This window comes from Bradyrhizobium sp. (genome assembly GCF_050014615.1).
Taxonomy (GTDB): Bacteria; Pseudomonadota; Alphaproteobacteria; order Rhizobiales; family Xanthobacteraceae; genus Bradyrhizobium.
In genome coordinates this window covers 13,280-32,212 of the sequence record NZ_JBEKCZ010000036.1, presented here as the reverse complement: position 1 = coordinate 32,212, position 18,933 = coordinate 13,280, and the positions used below count along the sequence as shown (strand labels likewise).

18 protein-coding genes are annotated in these 18,933 nt (G+C 62.5%); 10 read left to right on the top strand and 8 right to left on the bottom strand.

Going from position 1 to position 18,933, the window contains the following annotated elements:
* Positions 1–194: 194 nt before the first annotated feature.
* Together ABR948_RS08590 and ABR948_RS08585 are read left to right on the top strand one after the other, a co-directional pair.
* Complete coding sequence (locus ABR948_RS08590) at positions 195–956, top strand: molybdate ABC transporter substrate-binding protein (protein ID WP_428115865.1); 762 nt, start codon at positions 195–197, stop codon at positions 954–956.
* Positions 957–1,334: 378 nt separating this feature from the next.
* On the top strand, positions 1,335–2,162 hold the full coding sequence (locus ABR948_RS08585) for a hypothetical protein (protein ID WP_428115862.1): 828 nt from the start codon (positions 1,335–1,337) through the stop codon (positions 2,160–2,162).
* A 254-nt stretch (positions 2,163–2,416) separates the two neighbouring features.
* Here the strand turns inward: ABR948_RS08585 and ABR948_RS08580 are convergent, their stop codons facing one another.
* Positions 2,417–3,106, bottom strand: a complete 690-nt coding sequence (locus ABR948_RS08580; protein ID WP_428115860.1) for a spermidine synthase — start codon at positions 3,104–3,106, stop codon at positions 2,417–2,419.
* A 253-nt stretch (positions 3,107–3,359) separates the two neighbouring features.
* Entirely contained in the window at positions 3,360–3,743 is a 384-nt protein-coding gene (locus tag ABR948_RS08575; RefSeq protein ID WP_428115858.1) for a hypothetical protein, read from the bottom strand.
* 317 nt (positions 3,744–4,060) lie between these two features.
* Between ABR948_RS08575 and ABR948_RS08570 the strand changes: the two genes are divergently transcribed.
* Positions 4,061–5,341 (top strand): glycosyltransferase family 87 protein, encoded by a 1,281-nt coding sequence (locus ABR948_RS08570; protein WP_428115857.1) that lies wholly within the window; start codon positions 4,061–4,063, stop codon positions 5,339–5,341.
* 100 nt (positions 5,342–5,441) lie between these two features.
* Here the strand turns inward: ABR948_RS08570 and ABR948_RS08565 are convergent, their stop codons facing one another.
* Both ABR948_RS08565 and ABR948_RS08560 read right to left on the bottom strand, forming a co-directional pair.
* Positions 5,442–6,191: an aspartate/glutamate racemase family protein gene (locus ABR948_RS08565; protein ID WP_428115854.1), complete on the bottom strand. Its 750-nt coding sequence runs from the start codon at positions 6,189–6,191 to the stop codon at positions 5,442–5,444.
* A 37-nt stretch (positions 6,192–6,228) separates the two neighbouring features.
* Positions 6,229–7,503, bottom strand: a complete 1,275-nt coding sequence (locus ABR948_RS08560; protein ID WP_428115851.1) for an NAD(P)/FAD-dependent oxidoreductase — start codon at positions 7,501–7,503, stop codon at positions 6,229–6,231.
* A gap of 197 nt (positions 7,504–7,700) precedes the next feature.
* Between ABR948_RS08560 and ABR948_RS08555 the strand changes: the two genes are divergently transcribed.
* The 6 genes from ABR948_RS08555 to hemC all read left to right on the top strand — a co-directional run bounded on the left by ABR948_RS08555 (position 7,701) and on the right by hemC (position 14,252).
* Positions 7,701–8,543 carry a transporter substrate-binding domain-containing protein gene (locus ABR948_RS08555; RefSeq protein ID WP_428115848.1) on the top strand — a complete coding sequence of 281 codons (843 nt, stop codon included), beginning with the start codon at positions 7,701–7,703 and terminating at the stop codon, positions 8,541–8,543.
* A gap of 6 nt (positions 8,544–8,549) precedes the next feature.
* Positions 8,550–9,212 (top strand): amino acid ABC transporter permease, encoded by a 663-nt coding sequence (locus ABR948_RS08550; protein WP_428115845.1) that lies wholly within the window; start codon positions 8,550–8,552, stop codon positions 9,210–9,212.
* Positions 9,209–9,994 carry an amino acid ABC transporter ATP-binding protein gene (locus ABR948_RS08545; protein ID WP_428115842.1) on the top strand — a complete coding sequence of 262 codons (786 nt, stop codon included), beginning with the start codon at positions 9,209–9,211 and terminating at the stop codon, positions 9,992–9,994. Before ABR948_RS08550 ends, ABR948_RS08545 begins: the two co-directional genes overlap by 4 nt.
* A gap of 159 nt (positions 9,995–10,153) precedes the next feature.
* The gene (locus ABR948_RS08540) at positions 10,154–11,383 is read left to right on the top strand and encodes a Vgb family protein (RefSeq protein ID WP_428115839.1); all 1,230 of its coding nucleotides are present in this window, start codon (positions 10,154–10,156) and stop codon (positions 11,381–11,383) included.
* 152 nt (positions 11,384–11,535) lie between these two features.
* The gene (locus tag ABR948_RS08535; protein WP_428115836.1) at positions 11,536–13,176 is read left to right on the top strand and encodes a GMC family oxidoreductase; all 1,641 of its coding nucleotides are present in this window, start codon (positions 11,536–11,538) and stop codon (positions 13,174–13,176) included.
* A 95-nt stretch (positions 13,177–13,271) separates the two neighbouring features.
* The gene (gene hemC / locus ABR948_RS08530; protein WP_428115833.1) at positions 13,272–14,252 is read left to right on the top strand and encodes a hydroxymethylbilane synthase; all 981 of its coding nucleotides are present in this window, start codon (positions 13,272–13,274) and stop codon (positions 14,250–14,252) included.
* Between the two features lie 179 nt (positions 14,253–14,431).
* Here hemC and hemE read toward each other — a convergent pair whose 3' ends face one another.
* The gene (gene hemE / locus ABR948_RS08525) at positions 14,432–15,478 is read right to left on the bottom strand and encodes a uroporphyrinogen decarboxylase (protein ID WP_428115830.1); all 1,047 of its coding nucleotides are present in this window, start codon (positions 15,476–15,478) and stop codon (positions 14,432–14,434) included.
* Positions 15,475–15,645 carry a hypothetical protein gene (locus tag ABR948_RS08520; protein ID WP_428115827.1) on the bottom strand — a complete coding sequence of 57 codons (171 nt, stop codon included), beginning with the start codon at positions 15,643–15,645 and terminating at the stop codon, positions 15,475–15,477. Before ABR948_RS08520 ends, hemE begins: the two co-directional genes overlap by 4 nt.
* Positions 15,646–15,861: 216 nt before the next feature.
* Here ABR948_RS08520 and ABR948_RS08515 point away from each other — a divergent pair, with 216 nt between their 5' ends.
* Positions 15,862–17,769: a diguanylate cyclase gene (locus ABR948_RS08515; protein WP_428115824.1), complete on the top strand. Its 1,908-nt coding sequence runs from the start codon at positions 15,862–15,864 to the stop codon at positions 17,767–17,769.
* A 35-nt stretch (positions 17,770–17,804) separates the two neighbouring features.
* Here ABR948_RS08515 and ABR948_RS08510 read toward each other — a convergent pair whose 3' ends face one another.
* Entirely contained in the window at positions 17,805–18,020 is a 216-nt protein-coding gene (locus ABR948_RS08510) for a SlyX family protein (RefSeq protein WP_428115822.1), read from the bottom strand.
* Positions 18,013–18,762, bottom strand: a complete 750-nt coding sequence (gene trhO / locus ABR948_RS08505; protein WP_428115819.1) for an oxygen-dependent tRNA uridine(34) hydroxylase TrhO — start codon at positions 18,760–18,762, stop codon at positions 18,013–18,015. The genes ABR948_RS08510 and trhO overlap by 8 nt, the downstream gene beginning before the upstream one ends.
* Between the last annotated feature and the right edge of the window lie 171 nt (positions 18,763–18,933).

The window sequence follows — 18,933 nt, the reverse complement described above, 5'->3', positions numbered from 1 at the left end:
ATTTCCGGTCTTCCCGAACATCAGACATTGTCAGACCGGCTCGGAATGTCTCAAAGGTGCCGCGAAGAGACATGCACGGCGATTTGCAACTAGCTTCTGCACGGAACATGATTCAATCGTTTCGCTGTTCGCTCTCTTGGATAATTCAGCTAAGACGCCTCACGGACACAGGAGAACTAAAGATGCGATACAGGATGCTGCTGCTCGCCGGCGCCGTTGGTGCGGCCCTTTGCCTTTGCACAAGCGCTTCCCGGGCCGCCGAGCTGAAACTGCTCACCGCCGGCGCGTTCAAGTCGACGGTGCTGGCGCTGCTGCCCGAATACGAGAGGATAAGCGGCAACAAGGTTTCGGTCGAAAATGACACCGTCGGCGCGCTGATGAAGCGGATTGAGGCTGGCGAAAGTTTCGATGTGGTCGTGATGACCCCGGAGGGAGTTGACCAGCTGATCGGCGAGGGAAGAGTGATTTCCGGCAGCCGCACCAACCTGGCTCGCGTGGGAGTCGGCGTCATGGTGAAGACCGGCGCGAACAAACCCGACATTTCGACCGTCGAAGCTTTCAAGAAGGCCGTGCTTGAGGCAAAGTCGATAAGCTTCATCGATCCCGCCAGTGGCGGCTCCAGCGGCATCTACGTCGAGAAGCTGCTCGAGCGCCTCGGCATATCGGATCAGGTCAAGCCCAGGGAAAAGCTCAAACAGGGTGGCTATGTCGCCGATTACGTCGAGTCCGGCCAGGCGGAGCTTGGCATTCACCAGATCAGCGAGATCCTGCCGCATGCCGGCGTAGCATTGGTCGGACCGCTGCCGAAGGAAATTCAAAACTACACCGTGTACGCGGCCGGCATCGGTACAGGCACCCAAAACGGCGACGCCGCCAAAGCATTGATCGCCTCATTGGTTGGCCCATCGGCCCAGTCGTTGTTTAAATCGAAGGGCATGGAGCCAGGTGGTGAATAAGCCGCCGAGGGCGGCTTGGCGTGACACTAATGTTAGCGACGACGTGATGGGTATCGCGGAGTTTATCATCGGGCGCGCATTCGCGCGACCCGTTGGCTCAACCCATCCCACGGGCTCTGCAGGTGGCGAGTCCGCTTCACTCCCAACTCCGGACATGCCGCTGCGCCGCAATAACGGACGCTATGTGCCAAACTCGGAAGTGGAGTTCGCTGGAAGTTGCCGACTGGACTTTTCTTGCTGCACTCGGCAAGGTCCGCGCGCGGCTTAGGGGATGAGCAAAATTAGCTCCACTTTTATAAATCGCAATTGTTGAGCGGCACGAACCATTGCTGTTAGGGTTAGAGCTGTTCTAACGGCGGCGACCAAGGGGTTTGAGGAATGAGCGAGGCGAACTCGCAGAGGTCAACGTCGATTGAAGTGAGCAGCGCCGCCGCCATTTCCGGTGATCTGGCAACAGTCATCGCTGTTGGTATTCTCGCGGCGACCTTGGCTGCCGTCTGTCACGAAACGCTGGGCCATGGCCTCGGTTGCATCGTGGTCGGAGGACGGATCACGCTGCTGACATCCATCTATTTTCGATGTCTCGGGGCCACAGCATTGACCGACGCTGCAGGCCCTCTCGGCAATTTTGTCGGCGGTATCGCGGCGTTTGCTCTTCTGTCCTTGCGTACTTCCGGTCAAACCACGAGGCTATTCCTTATTTTGTTTGGCGCTTTTAACTTGCTCTGGCTGTTTGCCCAGATGACTTATTGCGCGCTGCTCGACAACGATGACTGGCATTTCGTAGCCTTACATTTGGGTTGGTCTTGGGTCTGGCGTCCCATGGTGGCGGCGCTAGGAATCGCGGGCTATGTACTGGTTGTGCGACGGAGCACTGCGGCGCTTGCGAAACCCGGTGCGCCCGCGCATAAGGCGATCCGGCTCGCTTACATCGCTGCCGTTGCGTCAGCGGTGATCGCCGGTCTGATGTGGCATCCTGAGCGGATTAGAAGTGCGATCGAAGGTTTTCTCGCAGTGGGCCTCGCACCACTCGGCTTGCTGATCGCTGCGACAAGGGCTGGTCGCGCCAATGCCGCAACTGCTGTTCACCCTCCCATCACACGTTCCTGGTGCTGGATCGCCGCTGGCGTGATGGTGTTCGGGATCTTTCTGTTCACGCAGGGTTTGGGTCTGGGGCCGCTGGCAAAAATCGGTCTGCCAACCTGAAGTCAATTTCCGTTGTGGGTCAAACGCTTCACTTCCACCTTGTGGCGCTTACTTCCGGTCTTTCGCAATTAGCAGACATGCTCGGCGGCAATGAGTACTGCCGACAACGCAGCGCGGGATTGGCAACGCCAAGTGAATGGCCCGACTTAGTCTGGGCAGTGACCCCAGGTGTACGGTTCCTGGCGGCCACCTGTGCGCATGAATTCCCTGCGCGTGCTTCAGCGGCCAGACCTGGAGCCGGATGAATTAATCCGTTAGCGCGAGGCCGGCAGGGGCTTGGTTGCGAACCAGATGACGTGGTGGGCGCCGCTGCGCTTGGCCGTTGCGCGCAAGCCAACTTCATTCACCTCGAAATCGGCGGCACCAAGCCGTTTCGAAAACGCGGGATTTGGCCCGGATGACCAGACCGCGAGGATACCGCCCGGCCGCAGCGCGCGGCGGATCGATTGCAATCCCTTGAGGTCGTAGAGTGCGTCATTGGCCTTGCGGATCAATGCTTCCGGGCCGTTATCGACATCGAGTAGAATGGCGTCGAACGCCGATGGCGACGCTTTGATCATTTCGACCACATCGGCTTCGCGAATGTCGGCGCGTGGATCGGTCAGGCTATCGCCGAAGATATCGGCCATTGGCCCACGCGCCCATGCGATCACGGCGGGGACGAGTTCGGCGACAGTAATCCGTGCTTGCGCGTCCAACACCGCGAGCGCGGCGCGCAATGTAAAGCCCATGCCCAGTCCGCCGATCAACAGATGCGGGCGCTTGACGCCGTCGATCCTTCGACAGGAGAGCGTCGCCAGCGCCTCCTCCGATCCGCTGAGACGGCTGTTCATCAACTCGTTCTGACCGAGCATCATTGAGAACTCGGCGCCCCTTCGCATCAAACGAAGTTCGACGTCGGCACCGGGCACTCGGGTCGTATCGATCTGCAACCACGGAATCATGCGATCCTTCTACGCTGTTTGATACGGTCGCGCGAAACCACGCATCTCGGCAAGACCCATCGCTTCAAGAAGATCGCTTCGGACGCATGGCACGTCGGCGCCGGGCATGGAGCCGGGTGGCGAATAAGCCCGCAGGATGGGTTGAGCACTTGCGAAACCCATCACATTGCCGCGTGATGACGTGATGGGTATCGCTGAGTTTATCGTCGGGCGCGCATTCGCGCGACCCGTTGGCTCCACCCATCCGCGCGCTCTAATGCGTGAATTTTGGAATTTGTGCGGCGAAGCCGTCGAAACAATTCAGCCGTTCGGTGACGTCGACGATGTGGCGGCAATCCCGGATGCCCTTGACGGGCGGCGGATTCCGGTTGGGTTGCGGCTTGACGGCGGCGTCGTAGCAACGCAGCCGGTCGTTGGTCTCATCATCGTCGATCTTGAGACACTTCTGCGCCTTTTCAGCGACCGAAACAGTGCCAGACGCCACCTCCTCGACTGGTGCGGTTCTCGGCTTCATGGGCGCGGCCGGCTTTTCCGTTGCCGCCGGCGGCGTCGTTTGGGCCAAAGCTGCGGGAACCAAAGCTGCGAGGGCAAAGGCTGCCGCCAGCGACAGGATCTTGTTCATTAGCTTGATCCTCATGTCGGATCCCTTTCCCCTTTGCCCCAGATTGTAAGGCGGCGAAGAATTCGAACTGTGGCGGAAAGCGGTGTCCGCAAGAATGGCGGGTTTAGAGCACGGCAACGCAGGGTGGACAAGGGGACGCCGCACCGGGTCTGGATTCACTTCAGAGATGGGTCAATCTCGACCGAATTGGGCTGTCCGCGCCATATCCGGTCTATCCTTTTAGCAACCTGATAGCGGATATCCGGGGTCGGCAACGTCGTGCCGGCAGCGGAAGTGAACCAGCATTATTCAATTAAGTCCGCGGCAAGAAACAGCCTCTAAACTCCGGTGCCATGCGCCCGCTGCAGAAACCATTGCTGATGTTGTGTGCGATCTGCCTTGCGGCGCAGGGCGGCATCAGGCTGTTCCACGAATTGTCGGATGGCACGCCGTTCGGCGGTGACTTCATCGGTTTCTGGAATGCGGCGCATCGCGTGCGGCACGGCGACCTCGCCGCGATTTACGATCCCGATGCGTGGCAGCAAATCCTGTCGAACATGACGGGCTCGATCTCGCTGTCGTGGTTCGTCTATCCGCCATTCGCCTTGTTCGGTTTGTGGCCGCTGGGCGATGCGACCTACAACGAGGCGGTGCTGGCGTGGTCGCTGGTTCCGCTGGCTTGCTATGTTGCCTTGCTCGTTGTGCTGGCGAAACGCTCCGGCCTGGGGATCGATGCCAATCCTGCTTCCGGGAATGACTGGTCGCAGGCCCAGGCTTACGTCGTGCTGATCGCGTTCTCTTTGCCCTTCATCGGCGCCAACCTGTTCAGCGGACAAACCGGTACGATCATTGCGGTGTTGTTTCTGGCGACCGCGTATTTCTGGCCCATGCGTCCTGTTCTGGCGGGAATTTGCCTCGGTCTTCTCGCCATAAAGCCACAGATGGGGCTGTTGATGCCGTTCGCGCTGGTCGCGTCCGGCCAGTGGCGCATCGTCGCGGCCGCGGCGACCACCGTCCTCGCTTTGATGGTGCTGTCGACGCTATGGCTGGGCGCCGCGATCTGGACCGATTACTTCCGCATGAGCCTGCTGTTCGGCCATTTTGTCGGCAACGGCTATGCCCATATCCAGCATCTGGCACTCAGTCCCTATGTGTCGTTGCAGGGAATAGGCATGCCTGCCACGCTCGCGGGTCTTTTTCAAGCGGCGATCAGCGTCGCGGTTCTGACCGTGATCATCCAGGCGTTCTGGCGATGGAAGGCAACCCGGCCGGATGGAAAAGCGGATGGCAGGCTTGATCTTCGCTTCGGGCTCTTGGCCGCGGGGACGTTGCTGGCAACGCCGTACTCATTGTCGTACGACACGCCGCTGCTGATGCTGTCGGTTATTCCGCTGCTCGCCCGCAGCTGGCGTGACGGCTGGGACGGAATTGAACTGGCCTCGGTCACCGCGCTGCTGGCCTTGCCCTATGTACAGCTCCTCGCCGTTGGCTGGCATGTTCCGTTTGCCTTCCTGGCGCTGTTGCTGTGGTTCGGCGTGCTCTATCGGCGTTTCCAGAAGGAAACACCAGCCGAGCCGGCGGTTACTGCGTGGGGGCCGATGGCGACAGATAGAAAAACCGCGCCAACATCGTAGTGAGATCGGCGGCGCCTGCTGTGGCCTCGATCTCTCCGGTGGCTTCATTCACATTGACGGTAATCGCGGCGATACGAAACGCGGCGCCATCCGTCGCTCTTCAGGAAAACGCGCGCGGGCGCAGGCCGGCGTGAAACCAGGTGATCATCGAATAGATGTCGTAGACGGGAAGGCCGACCGCGGCCTGCAGCGCCGCCGCGTAAGGCGGCATGTTGGTGCATTCGAGCACGATGGCGCCGATATCGGGATGGTTGGCGACGAGGTCCCGGCCGGCGCCGACCACATCCTGCTCGGCGAGCGCGATATCCATGTCGTCCTTCTCGGCCTTGATCAGCACGCGGAAAAACTCCCGGCCGTTCTCGGTGCCTACCACAGGCGTATCGAGCGGCACGCCGGCGCCGGCGAGATGGGCCGGCGTCAGCGTCGAGCCCGAAACAGTGACGAGGCCGACGCGCTTGCCGGGCGGCAGCGTCGCCTGCACCCACGGCACCTGCATCAGCGAGGAGGTGGCGACGGGAACACCGACGGCGCCGGCGATCTCCTTCTGGAATAGCGAAAGGAAGCCGCAATTGGTGGTGATCGCCTCGGCGCCGAGACGGACCAGATCTTTGGCGGCGTCGATGAAGTCCGGCAACAGACCGGCGGCGCCCTTCAGCACCACCTTTTCCGGGCTCGCCCCGCTCACCACGCGATATAGCACCGGGAACGGCCAGGTCGTGGCGTTGCCCATGTCGCCGGGAATTCGCGGAAATTTCGCCTCCAGCATCAGGATGCCGAGCGGCGCGCCATAGATGGCCTTGCCGCCGCGCGCGATCCGCGGCGTGACGATGGAACTTGGATGTGCACTCATGGCTGGCTCTCTTCGCGACAGGAACGACAACGAATTATCAGAGGAAGCGTTTCGGATCGAACGGGGTGAGCGGAATTTCCGGTTCGCGGCCGCCGACGAGTTGGGCCACTATACGACCGGTGCGCGCCGAGCTGACCAGGCCGACATGGCCATGGCCGAAGGCATAGACGACATCGCGCGAGGTGCTGGAATAGCCGAGGCAGGGCCGGCCATCCGGCATGCTCGGCCGGTGCCCGAACCAGAAACGAAAGCGCTCGGCCGGCAGGTCTTTCGGCAGTTTCGGGAACATGCCGATCAGATGATCGCGCAGGATCTCGGCGCGTTTCCAGTTCGGCGCGGCCTCCAGCCCGGCGATCTCGACCTGGCCGCCCGCGCGCAGGCCTTGATCGGTCCAGTTCACCACCATCTTGGCGTCGGAGGCCATTACCGAGGTGCGGGGACCGGTGTCCGCGTCCTTGATCATGACGTGATAACCGCGCTCGGTCTCCAGCGGCAGGCGGTCGCCGATCGAGGCCGCGAGCGGTTTCGATCGCGCGCCGGCGGCGACCACCGCGGCGTCGCAGCTGATTTCGCCTTTATCGGTGAGGACCGACACCAGTTTGTTGTTGTCCAGCCGCAGAGCTCTGGCGTGGGCCGCGACGAATTCGGCGCCGAGCGCGCGGGCGTGCTCCGCCAGTGCTGCGACATAACCGCCGGGATCGCGGCAACGGCCGGCTTCCTCGACCAGCACGCCGAACTGATAGCGCGGATGCAGATCCGGCTCGCGCTGGCGCATCTCGTCGCCCGTGAGCTCCATCCAGGTGACGCCGACGCGCTTGCGAATGCTCCAGCCGAGCCGGTCGGCGTCGAACGCCGCGCGCGAGGGATAGATGTGCATCAGACCCTGGCGTTCGATCAGATGACCGACACCGGCTTCCTCGGCGAGCTTCCTGTGCAGCGACGGCGCATCGACCAGCAACGGGCGCATTGCCTGCGCCGTGGCCAGGACCCGCGCTTCGGTCCAGCCGGCGCGCAGATACCGGATCAGCCAGGGCAGCGCTCTCGGCAGATAGCTCCAGCGGATCGCCAGCGGCCCCAGCGGGTTGATCAGGAATTTCGGTATTTTCTTCCACACGCCGGGCTCCGCCGGCGGAATCACCGAATGCGTCGACAGCCAGCCGGAATTGCCGTAGCTCGCGGCCTGCTCGCCCCCCGGCGTCGCGGGCTCGACCAGCGTGACGCGATGGCCGTCGCGCAGCAATTCGATGGCGCTGACGACGCCGATGGCGCCGGCTCCAATGACGACGACGTGCCGGCCGGTCGGCTCGCTCATGCGGATGCTTCTCGGTTGGGGGCAAAATCCACGGGCCGCGATCGCGCGCGCGGATCGGTGGTGAATTGCGGGCGATTCATCGGGAGGTGGCCGTCACCGGCACGGCAATTGCATTTCATGCTGAAGATAGAAATAGTTGAGACTGGCTCCGCGGGCAAGCACGCCGTGGCGCAGATTCTCCAACGGAGGTTCAGGTCATGAATCGCAGGGACGCTTTAACCACGGTTGCACTGGCCGGCGTCGCCGTCGCCGCCTCGCTTGATCCCGGTGCTGCCGAGATCGCGCCGGCAAACTCCGCGCTGGAGCGCATCAAGCGCACCGGGGTGTTGCGTGTCGCCGTCATCGTCGGCCAGGAACCCTATTTCCACAAGGATCTGCCGACCGGCCAATGGTCGGGCGCCTGCATCGATATGGCGAACGACATCGCCTCGAAGCTGAGCGCGAAAGTGGAAGTGGTCGAATCCACCTGGGGCAACCAGATCCTGGATCTGCAGGGCGACAAGGTGGATATCGCCTTCGCCGTCAACCCGACGCCGGAACGCGCTCTGGTCATCGATTTTTCGACGCCGATCCTGGTGCATTCCTTCACGGTCATTACCCGAAAGGGTTTTGCCAAGCCGTCGATGTGGGAAGAGATCAACAAGCCCGAAGTCAAGATCGCGATCGATATCGGCTCGACCCACGATCTCATTGCCCGCCGCTATTGCCCGAAGGCCACCATCCTCGGCTTCAAAACCCGTGACGAGGCGATCCTGGCGGTCGCCACCGGCCGCGCCGACTGCAACGTCTCGTTGGCCGTGCTGGCGGTCTCGACACTGAAGAAGAATCCCACGCTGGGCGAAATGTCGATCCCGCGTCCGCTGCTGACGTTGCCGACCAACATGGGAATTCGCGCCGAACCCGACCGCCGCTACAGGGATTTCCTGAGCGCCTGGGCCGATTACAACCGTTCCATGGGCCAGACCCGGGAATGGATGCTCAAGGGTTTCGCTTCGGTCGGATTGACGGCCGACGATATCCCCGCCGAAGTACAGTTCTGACCCGCGATGTATGTATGGGATTTCGCGGCGCTTAAGCCTTACTGGGGACTGATTTGGCAAGGGCTCGGCATCACCGTGCTCTATACCGTGATCACCGTTTTCGCCGGGCTCGCGATCGGTCTGGCGACCGGCATCCTGCGCACGATGGGCCCGCGCTGGGTCTCGATCCCCGTGCGTGGCTACATCGAGGTGTTTCGCTGCACCCCGCTATTGGTGCAACTGGTCTGGGTCTATTACGCGCTGCCGGTGCTGATCGGCGTCGACATGTCGGCAACGACGGCTTGCTTCCTCACGCTCTCGCTCTACGCGGGTTCGTTCTACGCCGAGGTTTTCCGGGGCGGCATCGAGGCGATCGATCGCGGCCAATGGGAAGCCGGCCAGGCCATCGGCATGCGGGAAGGCCGGATCTTCCGTCGCATCGTTTTGCCGCAGGCCATTCAGGTGATGGTGCCATCCTTCATCAACCAGACCATCATGCAGCTCAAAAACACCTCGCTGGTATCGACCGTCGCGGTGGGCGATCTGCTTTATCAGGGTTCGGTGATCACGGCCGCGAGCTATCGGCCGCTGGAGGTCTATACCACGATCGCGGTGCTCTATTTCGTCGTGCTGTTCCCGCTGACCCTCGTTGCCGACCAGATTGAACAGAGATTGGGAGCGCACCGGTGACCCAGGCGAACCCGATTCTGGCCGCCAAGAATATTCAAAAGGCTTTCGGCGACAATCAAGTGCTCAAAGGCGTGTCGCTCGCGGTCGCGCGCGGCGAAGTCGTCTCGCTGATCGGCGCCAGCGGCTCCGGCAAGTCGACGTTTCTGCGCTGTCTCAATCTGCTCGAAACGCCGCAAGCGGGCGAACTTGCGATCGGCCGCCATCATTTCGAGTTCGGCAAGGACCAGCGTGTTCCCGGCAAGGCACAGCTGGCGCTGCTGCGCCGCGATGTCGGCATGGTGTTCCAGCACTTCAACCTGTTTCCGCACCGCTCGGTGCTCGACAATGTGATTGAAGGGCCGGTGCAGGTGAAGAACATGGCGAAGGCCGAGGCGAAAGAGCTCGGCCGCGATCTGCTGGCCAAGGTCGGCCTCGCCGACAAGGCCGACAGTTTTCCGAGCCGGTTGTCCGGGGGACAGAAGCAGCGCGTGGCGATCGCGCGTGCGCTGGCGATGAAGCCCGATGTGATGCTGTTTGACGAGGTGACCTCCGCGCTCGACCCGGAGCTGGTCTCCGAGGTGCTGGCTGTCGTCCGCAACCTCGCGTCCGAGGGCATGACCATGATCCTGGTCACGCACGAGATGGCCTTCGCCGCAGATGTCTCCAACCGTGTCGGGTTCATGAGCGAGGGGGTGATGGCGGAGATCGGCGCTGCCGCGGACGTGATCCGCAAGCCACAGAACCCCCGGCTCGTCGCGTTCCTGAACCGGTTTCACCAACAGGCCGGTACTGCGCCGGCGTAATCAGGGCGCAGACCGGCATTCACCTCAAAGTGTCTGGAATCAAAGCCAGGTTTGAAGCTGGGTTGCAGGCATAAGCTTGACGGAGGCCGCAACCGCTGTCTAGTTGACGGCAACGACTATCAAGGCGGCTCACCAACGAAGCCCTCGGGGAGAACAATGATGCGCGGCAAGTTACTGATGGTTTCATTGGCCATGGTGGTGCTCGGGACGCCCGTCGCGCATGCGCAGTACACCGCCAAGGAATGGCCGGAAGGCCCCAGCAAGCAACGGTTCATCGACACCTGCAACGGCTGCCACGACATCAACCGGGTCCGGATCGGCTACACCCCCGAAGGCTGGCTGACGGTGGTGCGCATGATGCAAAACATGGGCGCGCCGGTGCCCCCCGAGGAATGGGGGGCGATGACCGACTACCTGATGAAGAATTTCCCCGAGCGCAAGCGTCCCGAGGCGGTCATCATCGATGGTCCGGTGAAGGTCGATTTCGAGATGTGGGACGTGCCGACCCAAGGCTCGCGTCCGCATGATCCGATGGCCGCCAAAGACGGCACGATCTGGTGGGCCGCCCAGCTCGCCAACAAGATCGGCCGGATCGATCCGAAGACCGGCGCCGTCAGGGAATATACGCTGAAGTCGCCCTATACCGGCCCGCACGGCATTGTCGAGGACAAGTCCGGCAATATCTGGTTCACCGGCAATCTCTCGGGCCTGATCGGCAAGCTCGATCCCGTCACCGGCATTGTCACCGAATATCCGCTGCCGGATCCCAAGGCGCGAGACCCGCACACCCTCAATTTCGATCCGAGCGGGATTCTCTGGTTCACCGTGCAGCAGGCCAATCTGATTGGCCGGCTCGATCCCGCGACCGGCGCCATCAAGCTCATGACCTCGCCGACGCCGAAGTCGCGGCCTTACGGGATCAAGATCACGCCGCAGGGGGTTCCGGTCTATGTCGAGTTCGGCACCAACAAGATCGCCACCATCGATCCGCAGACGCTCGCGATCAAGGAATACACCCTGCCCAGTCCCGATGCCCGGCCCCGCCGGCTGACGATCGGCCCCGACGGCATGATCTGGTACGTCGACTTTTCGCGCGGATATCTCGGCCGGCTTGATCCTGCAAAAGGCGAGGTCAAGGAATGGCCTTCGCCGAGCGGCCCGAAGTCCGAACCTTACGGCATTGTCTTCACCAAGGGCGCGGTGTGGTACAGCGAATCCAACGCCAAACCGAACACGATGGTGCGCTTCGATCCGGGTACTGAAAAATTCCAGAGCTGGGCGATCCCCGGCGGCGGTGACATCGTGCGTAACATGGATGTCTCGCCGGACGGCAACCCCCTGATGGCCAACAGCCTGACCAATCAGCTTGGGATCGTTCAGATCAAGTAGGGATCCTGCATCCTGCTTCCATCCGCTGCAACCGAGCTCGCAATAATGGGCCGTCTGATCGTGCAGATCGGGCGGCCCTTCGCCTATTGCGTAACCTCTCCGCACCTTTTTATAACGTGGTGCGCCGGCGTGGCGGCGCGCGAGGAAATGACATGAGCGCCAAAGCCTCCGTCGGCACCAAAACTCCGAAAACCGAAGCTTCCGAATTCGACTACGTCATCGTCGGCGCGGGCTCGGCCGGATGCGTGCTCGCCAATCGGCTGAGCGCGGACGGCAAGCATTCGGTGCTGCTGCTCGAAGCCGGCCCCAAGGACACCAATATCTGGATCCATGTGCCGCTCGGCTACGGCAAGCTGTTCAAGGAGAAAACCGTCAACTGGATGTACCAGACCGAACCCGAGCCGGAGCTGGGCGGACGCCAGGTATTTCAGCCGCGTGGAAAAGTGCTGGGCGGCTCGAGCTCGATCAACGGACTGCTTTATGTGCGCGGCCAGCACGAGGACTATGATCGCTGGCGCCAGCGCGGCAACAGCGGCTGGGGCTATGACGACGTGCTGCCCTATTTCAGGAAAGCCGAAAATCAACAACGTGGCGGTGACAAATATCACGGCGTCGGCGGCCCGCTGCCGGTGTCTGATTTGGGCCATCCCGATCCGCTCTCGGCCGCCTTCATCGACGCGGCCGCCGAGACCGGCCTGCCGGTCAATCCCGATTTCAACGGCGCCACCCAGGAAGGCGCCGGATTTTTCCAGACCACGACGCAGCGCGGCCGCCGCGCCAGCACAGCGTATTCCTATCTGCGTCCCGCCAGAAGCCGCGGCAATCTGCGGGTCGAGACGTCGGCACTGGCGCAGCGTATCCTGTTCGAGGGACGACGCGCGCGCGCCGTCGAATACCGCCAGGGTGGCGTGCTCCGAACCGCCAGCGCGCGCAAGGAAATCCTGGTCTCGGGCGGCGCTTACAATTCACCACAATTGTTGCAGCTGTCCGGCGTCGGCCCGGCGGAGCTGTTGAAGCAACACGGCATCGACGTGGTGCTCGATGCCCCCGGTGTCGGCAACGACCTGCAGGATCACCTGCAGGTCAGGCTGGTGATGCGTTGCGCGCAGCGCATCACGCTCAATGATATTCTCAATCATCCGGTTCGCCGGATCCTGGCCGGCGCGCGCTATGCGGCTTTTCGCAAGGGACCGCTGACGATCGCCGCGGGCACCTCGGGCGCGTTCTTCAAGACCAACCCGCGTCTGGCGTCGCCCGATGTCCAGATTCACTTCCTGCCGTTCTCGACCGACAAGATGGGCGAAAAACTGCATGCGTTTTCCGGGTTCAGCGCCTCGGTCTGCCAGTTGCGGCCGGAGAGCCGTGGTTCGCTGCGGATCAAAAGCGCCGATCCCGCGGCGGCGCCGGAAATCCGCATCAACTATCTGGCGACCGAAACCGATCGCACCGCCTTTGTCGAGGGCATCAAGATCCTGCGCCGGATTCTGGCCGCGCCGGCGCTCAAGCCCTATGTGGCCGGCGAGGTCGAGCCAGGCCCCAAAATCACCAGCGATGAGGATATTTTGAATTTCTGCCGGCAGCGCGGCAGCACGGTCTATCATCCGACCTCGACCTGCCGGATGGGCAATGACCCGCTGGCGGTGGTCGATCAGCGGCTTCGCCTTCGCGGCATCGAGGGCCTGCGCGTGGTCGACGCCTCTGTTATGCCCGACCTGATGTCGGGCAATACCAACGCCCCCACCATCATGATCGCCGAGAAAGCCTCCGACATGATTCTGGAAGACGCCAGCTAGCGCCGGAGGTTGCGTTTGCATTCCGGTAGGGGCTGGTTCTATGTTCCGGCCCATGGGTCGCTATTACTGCGGCGGCGCCGATTGGAGCGTGGGTGGTGGCAATACGAATCCGGATCGGCACGCGCAAGAGCGTGATGGCGCTGGCCCAGACCGAGGAAATCGCTCGGCGCCTGACCGCGGCCGCGCCCGATGTCGAGGTCGAAATCGTCAAGTTCGAAACGACAGGCGATTCCGACCAGACCAGCAAGCTGTTGCAGCATGGCGGCAAGGGCGGCGCCTTCGTCGCTGAAATCCGCGATGCGGTCCGCGCCGGCGACCTGCACGCCGCGATGCATTCGCTGAAGGATATGCCGGGCAATGAAGATACCCCGGGGCTGGTGATCGGCGCGACGCTGACGCGCGATCCGGCCAGTGACGTTCTGGTGCTGCGGCCGGGGCTTTCGCTCGACGATTTCAGGCGGTCGCAGGGCAACGGCTTCAAGATCGGCACCAATGCGGTGCGGCGCGCCGCCTATGCGCGCCGGCTGTTTCCGCGCATCGAGGTGATTCACTATCGCGGTGCCGCCGACACCCGCGTGCGCAAGCTCGACCATCTGGAAATGCAGCGGCTGCCGGACGGCGGCGAGGTCGGCCCCGCGGATGCGCTGATCATGGCGCGCTCCGGGCTCGAGCGCGTCGGCCTCGCCAGCCGTATCGGCTATGAGTTCTCGGTTCAGGAGATGCTGCCGGCGGTGGGGCAGGGGATTGTCGCGGTGGAATGCGCCGCCGATGACTGGCAGACCCGGCGTCTTCTGTCCGGGATCGACGACCCGGCCGCGCATCGCAGCGCGGAAGCCGAGCGCGAGGTGTTGTGGGTTCTCAACGGCCATTGCAATTCGCCGATCGCGGGATTTTCAACCATCGCGGGCGCGCAGATGACACTGACCGCCTCGGTGCTGGACGAAGCGGGCGGCTGGTTCATCGAGGCGTCGCGCTCCGGGCCCGCGAACCGTCCGCGCGAACTCGGCCGCGCGGTCGGGCTCGAGCTCTTGGACAAGGGCGCGGCCGAGATCATCGAACGCAGCCGGCCGGGGTGATTGATCGACGACGCTTCCACGAATGCTGTCGTCATCATCCGCCAACGGGTCGGCCGAATGGCCGCCCGATGACAGGCTCCAGCGGATGATCCAGTACTCCGTGACGTTTCGATTCCAACGCAGGCCGGCGATTACTGGATACCCGCTTTCGCGGGTATGACGGCTTCGGCCTGCAGCGCCTAGCCCTGATACGCCCGCACCCGCTTGATCATCTGCTCGACATGCGCGATCGGGGTTTCCGGCTGGATGCCGTGGCCGAGGTTGAAGATCAGCCGGCCGCCGGCGAAGTTCGCCAATACGTCGTCGATCGCGCGATCCAGCGCCGCGCCGCCGGCGATCAGCGCCAGCGGATCGAGATTGCCCTGAATGGCGACGCGGTTCTGCACGCGCTCGCGGATCAAGGACGGCTCCGCCGTCCAGTCGATGCTGACGGCATCGACGCCGGTGGCGCCGACATAGGCCGGCAGCAGCGCGCCGGCGCCTCGGGGAAAGCCGATGATCCTCGCATCGGGAACTTGTTTGCGCACGCCTTCGACGATGCGCCGGGTCGGCTCGATCGACCAGCGCTCGAATTCGCGCGGCGGCAGCACACCGGCCCAGGTGTCGAAAATCTGCAAAACGTCAGCGCCGGCCTTGAGCTGCCCGAGCAGATACCGGATCGAATTCTCCACCAGCACGTCGATGATCCGCGCGAACGCCTCGGGGTGACGATAGGCCATCATCCGCGCCGGCGCCTGATCTGGCGTGCCCTGTCCGGCCACCATATAGGTCGCAACCGTCCATGGCGCTCCGCAGAAACCGATCAGCGCGATTTTGGGATCGAGCGCGCCGCGCACGCGGCGCAGCGCTTCATACACCGGCTCCAGCCTGGTGAAATCGGCCTCCGACGCCAGCGTTTTGACTTTCTCGGGCGTGTCCAAGGGATCGAGCCGCGGACCTTCGCCGGCCTCGAAGCGCACGGAACGGCCGAGCGCGTAGGGGATCACCAGAATATCCGAGAAGATGATCGCGGCATCGAAGTTGAAGCGGCGGATCGGCTGCAGCGTGACTTCGGCGGCGTATTCCGGCGTAAAACAAAGATCGAGGAAGCCGCCGGCCTTGGCGCGCAATTCGCGATATTCCGGCAAATAACGGCCGGCCTGCCGCATCATCCAGATCGGCGGAACCGGCTGCCGGTGGCCGGACAGCACGTCAAGGAAGGGTTTGACGGGATGGATCTGGGTCAATCGATATTCCTGCGATATTCCTGCTGATCGGATGGTGCGCTCTGGTTGGTGATACACGCCGCTGCCGGATTGGCCAAGGCGGGACATGCAACATCGGAATACCCGGGACGTGGGGGCGCGATCACAGGGATCGCCGCGATGGCGTCCTGATCGAGAAGGCCGGTCATGGCCGGACATCGATCATGATCGATAAACCGTCATCACGCCGTGCGTAGCGGGCGGGCGAGCACCGAAGGGCGGTGCTCGCCTGGCGGATGGCTATTCGGTCCCCGCAATATTGCGGGATTAATCGAAAAATAATCTCATTTGTGGCTCGTTGTACGCTGCATTTCAGAGATAACTAATATGTCCGTGGCAGGTTCTTCGATGGAGAACCACGCGCGATGAACGCTGCTCCTAACAAAGTTGGCCTGACGCGCCTGCCATTTCGGGCGGCGGCATCTGTCGCGCTGATTTGTGTGGTCATCTTGGGGGCGAGCGGTCTTCGGGAGTGGAACTCGCGGGCGGTCCGCCTGAAGACGGCGGAAGTAGACATGGCCAACCTGGCGCATTCGCTGACGCAGCACGCCGAAGACAGCCTCGATTTGATGGATACCGGCATCGTCGGAGTCGTCAGCCGCCTTGAAACGGACGGAACCGGTCCCGAAACGATTTCGAAACTTCGGAAGGTTCTTGTCGCGCGCAAGGACGGTTTGAAGCGCATTTACGGCATCGTGATATGTGACGAAAACGGCAACTGGCTTGTGTCGTCGGGAGCGCTGGGCGCCAATCTCGCCGATCGTGAATTTTTCCAGCATCACAAGCAGTCAACCGCACGCGATCCGTTCATCGGACACCCGATCAAGAGCAGGCTTGATGGCGACTGGATCATCACCGTGTCCCGGCGCTTCGATCATCCCGATGGCAGTTTTGCCGGCGTGGTATTCGCAGCGATCGGTGCAAAATATTTTTCAGAATTTTATCGGCAATTCAACATCGGTTCCGGGGGCGCCGTCTCGCTGGTGAGCGCTGACGGCATCATCATGGCACGCAGCCCCGACAATGACACCTATATCGGACGTGACACATCGGACAGGCCGCTGTTCCGGGACCCATCGTTGCAGTCATCGAGCGGCGTATATTATTTCAAATCGCCGTTGGATGGGATGCGGCGGGTGAGTTTCTACAGGCGGAGCGATCGGTTCCCGCTCGTTGTTTTGGCGACCGAGCAGGAGGACGAGGTTCTGGCGCCATGGCGCAGCGCTGCTATTACCCGGATGACGTTCGTCCTAGCCCTGATATCGCTGATCGCAATCATTGGCTTCTTCCTGGTTCGCCAATTGCATCTGGTGCAGGGCCTCATCTCCGCGCTCGCGGCCAAGGAAGCCAACTTCCGGCTGCTGGCTGAAGGATCGAGCGACATGGTGACCCGCATCGGAACGGATGAGCGGATTTCCTACATCTCTCCCTCATGTGCCAGCGTTGTCGGCTGGCGGCCCGACCAACTGACGGGGACACTCGCTCTGGCCGGCGTCAACGCCCTCGATTTGCCTCGGGTTGAGAAAACGGTTGCCGCCTTGAAGCGAGGCGAGGCCGAAGAGGCGCGCATCAGCTACCGCACGCGCCATCGGGAAAAATCCGAAATCTGGGTCGAAACGACCCTGCGCGTGGCGCGGAAGGTCAGCGGCGAGATCGACGGCGTTGTCGCGATATCGCGCGACATAACCGAGCAAAAGGACCTGGAAGAAAGGCTCGAAATCCTCGCTATCGAGGACGGGTTGACGGGCCTTGCCAATCGCCGTCGCTTTGACGAGCGACTGCAGGAGGAATGGGCGCGGGCCCTTCGGGATAACAAACCGCTGTCATTGTTGATGATTGACGTCGACAATTTCAAGACATTCAACGACGCGTACGGACATCCGGCGGGAGATGAGTGTTTGCGTTCCGTTGCCAGGGTTTTGGCCGAGGAAGCCAAGCGAACCACGGATCTCGCGGCGAGATATGGCGGCGAAGAGTTCGCCTTGCTGTTGCCCAATACGGATGCCGCGGGCTGCGCGCGGATCGGGGAGAGGATTCGTCGCGAACTCCGGAACGCCGGCATATCTCACCCGCTCAATCTTCCGTCCGGACTGGTCACCGCAAGTCTGGGCGGGACGGCATGCTGGCCGGGTACCGAAAGATATGCAGAACCCGCTTCGCTGGTTGAGGCCGCCGACCGGGCGCTCTATGCCGCGAAGCAGGGCGGGCGCGATCGGCTGGTGATGGCGGGTCAGGTCGTGGCGCTGCCGCCTCTCCTATCCGCCGCGCGATGACGGATTCGGGGGCCGCGATCTTCAGGCCATAATCTCTAATAATGCGGCGGCGGCTCGTTGGCGGGGCCCGGTGCGTGAGTCTCGGCCTCCTGCAGGCGTTCGTTCAGATTGGCGAGCTGGCGCGTCAGCGCGTCGATCTTCTGCCATTGCGCGGTGATGGCCTTGTTCAGCGTCTCGATGGTCTCGTCCTGAAACGTCAGCCGGGTTTCGAGGACGTCGATGCGCTCGCTCAGCGTCTTCACGTCACTCATCGCAATCCTGTTCCATCCGGCGCTGCCGCAACCCGTGGCCGAGCGCGACGCGATCGTCAAACACGAAGCATTCGCCGCGCCAGCGGCTCTGCGTTTGCGGCACATCTTCCAGATACTTCAGGATTCCGCCCTTGAGGTGATAGACCTCGGAAAAGCCGCGCGCGAGCAGATAGGCGCTGGCCTTTTCGCAGCGGATGCCGCCGGTGCAAAACATCGCGACCTTGCGGTGCTTTGCGGGATCGAGATGGCGGGCGACAAAATCCTTGAATTGCCCAAAGCTCTTGAGGCCGGGATCGACGGCGCCTTCGAAGGTGCCCATCGCGACCTCGAATTCGTTGCGGGTGTCGATCAGCAGGGTATCCGGCGTTGCGATCAGGTCGTTCCAGTCGGCGGGATCGACGTAGATCCCGACCTGTTGCGTTGGATCGGCCTTGGTATCGCCGAGGGTCACGATCTCCTTTTTCAACCGGACCTTCAGGCGCTGAAACGGCATCGCCACGGCGCCTGAGAATTTCAGCTCGAGATGGTCCAGCCGGCCGCCGAACAGGGGACCGTCACGCAGTTCCCGGGTCAGATCGGCGATGGCGTCGGCGCTGCCCGCGAGCGTGCCGTTGACGCCCTCGCAGGCCAGCAACACGCTGCCCTTCAGCTTGAGATCGGCGCAGATCGCCCGCAGCGGCTCGCGCAAGGCGCGGAAATCCGGCAGGGCTGCGAATTGATAGAAAGCGGCGACCTTATACATCGCGGGTGGTTTATCAGGCGGCCGGCGGCGGGGAAACCCGCAAAAACCCGCCATTTCCCCTGCGCTCCCAGCGCATTTCAGGCCAGCCACGCCGACAGGGCTGGCGCGCTGGTCGCGCCCAAAGCATTGCTCATCACGGCCGGAAATGCCATGTAAGCCCGCAATTGAAAA

Excerpts from the sequence above, each read along its gene's own strand:
- ABR948_RS08575 (WP_428115858.1), bottom strand. The coding sequence starts at position 3,743 with ATGAGGATCAAGCTAATGAACAAGATCCTGTCGCTGGCGGCAGCCTTT.
- ABR948_RS08515 (WP_428115824.1), top strand. The coding sequence starts at position 15,862 with ATGAACGCTGCTCCTAACAAAGTTGGCCTGACGCGCCTGCCATTTCGG.
- ABR948_RS08565 (WP_428115854.1), bottom strand. The coding sequence starts at position 6,191 with ATGAGTGCACATCCAAGTTCCATCGTCACGCCGCGGATCGCGCGCGGC.
- ABR948_RS08580 (WP_428115860.1), bottom strand. The coding sequence starts at position 3,106 with ATGATTCCGTGGTTGCAGATCGATACGACCCGAGTGCCCGGTGCCGAC.
- ABR948_RS08570 (WP_428115857.1), top strand. The coding sequence starts at position 4,061 with ATGCGCCCGCTGCAGAAACCATTGCTGATGTTGTGTGCGATCTGCCTT.
- ABR948_RS08520 (WP_428115827.1), bottom strand. The coding sequence starts at position 15,645 with ATGACCGGCCTTCTCGATCAGGACGCCATCGCGGCGATCCCTGTGATC.
- ABR948_RS08540 (WP_428115839.1), top strand. The coding sequence starts at position 10,154 with ATGCGCGGCAAGTTACTGATGGTTTCATTGGCCATGGTGGTGCTCGGG.
- ABR948_RS08510 (WP_428115822.1), bottom strand. The coding sequence starts at position 18,020 with ATGAGTGACGTGAAGACGCTGAGCGAGCGCATCGACGTCCTCGAAACC.
- ABR948_RS08555 (WP_428115848.1), top strand. The coding sequence starts at position 7,701 with ATGAATCGCAGGGACGCTTTAACCACGGTTGCACTGGCCGGCGTCGCC.
- trhO (WP_428115819.1), bottom strand. The coding sequence starts at position 18,762 with ATGTATAAGGTCGCCGCTTTCTATCAATTCGCAGCCCTGCCGGATTTC.
- ABR948_RS08535 (WP_428115836.1), top strand. The coding sequence starts at position 11,536 with ATGAGCGCCAAAGCCTCCGTCGGCACCAAAACTCCGAAAACCGAAGCT.
- ABR948_RS08550 (WP_428115845.1), top strand. The coding sequence starts at position 8,550 with ATGTATGTATGGGATTTCGCGGCGCTTAAGCCTTACTGGGGACTGATT.
- ABR948_RS08585 (WP_428115862.1), top strand. The coding sequence starts at position 1,335 with ATGAGCGAGGCGAACTCGCAGAGGTCAACGTCGATTGAAGTGAGCAGC.
- ABR948_RS08590 (WP_428115865.1), top strand. The coding sequence starts at position 195 with ATGCTGCTGCTCGCCGGCGCCGTTGGTGCGGCCCTTTGCCTTTGCACA.
- ABR948_RS08560 (WP_428115851.1), bottom strand. The coding sequence starts at position 7,503 with ATGAGCGAGCCGACCGGCCGGCACGTCGTCGTCATTGGAGCCGGCGCC.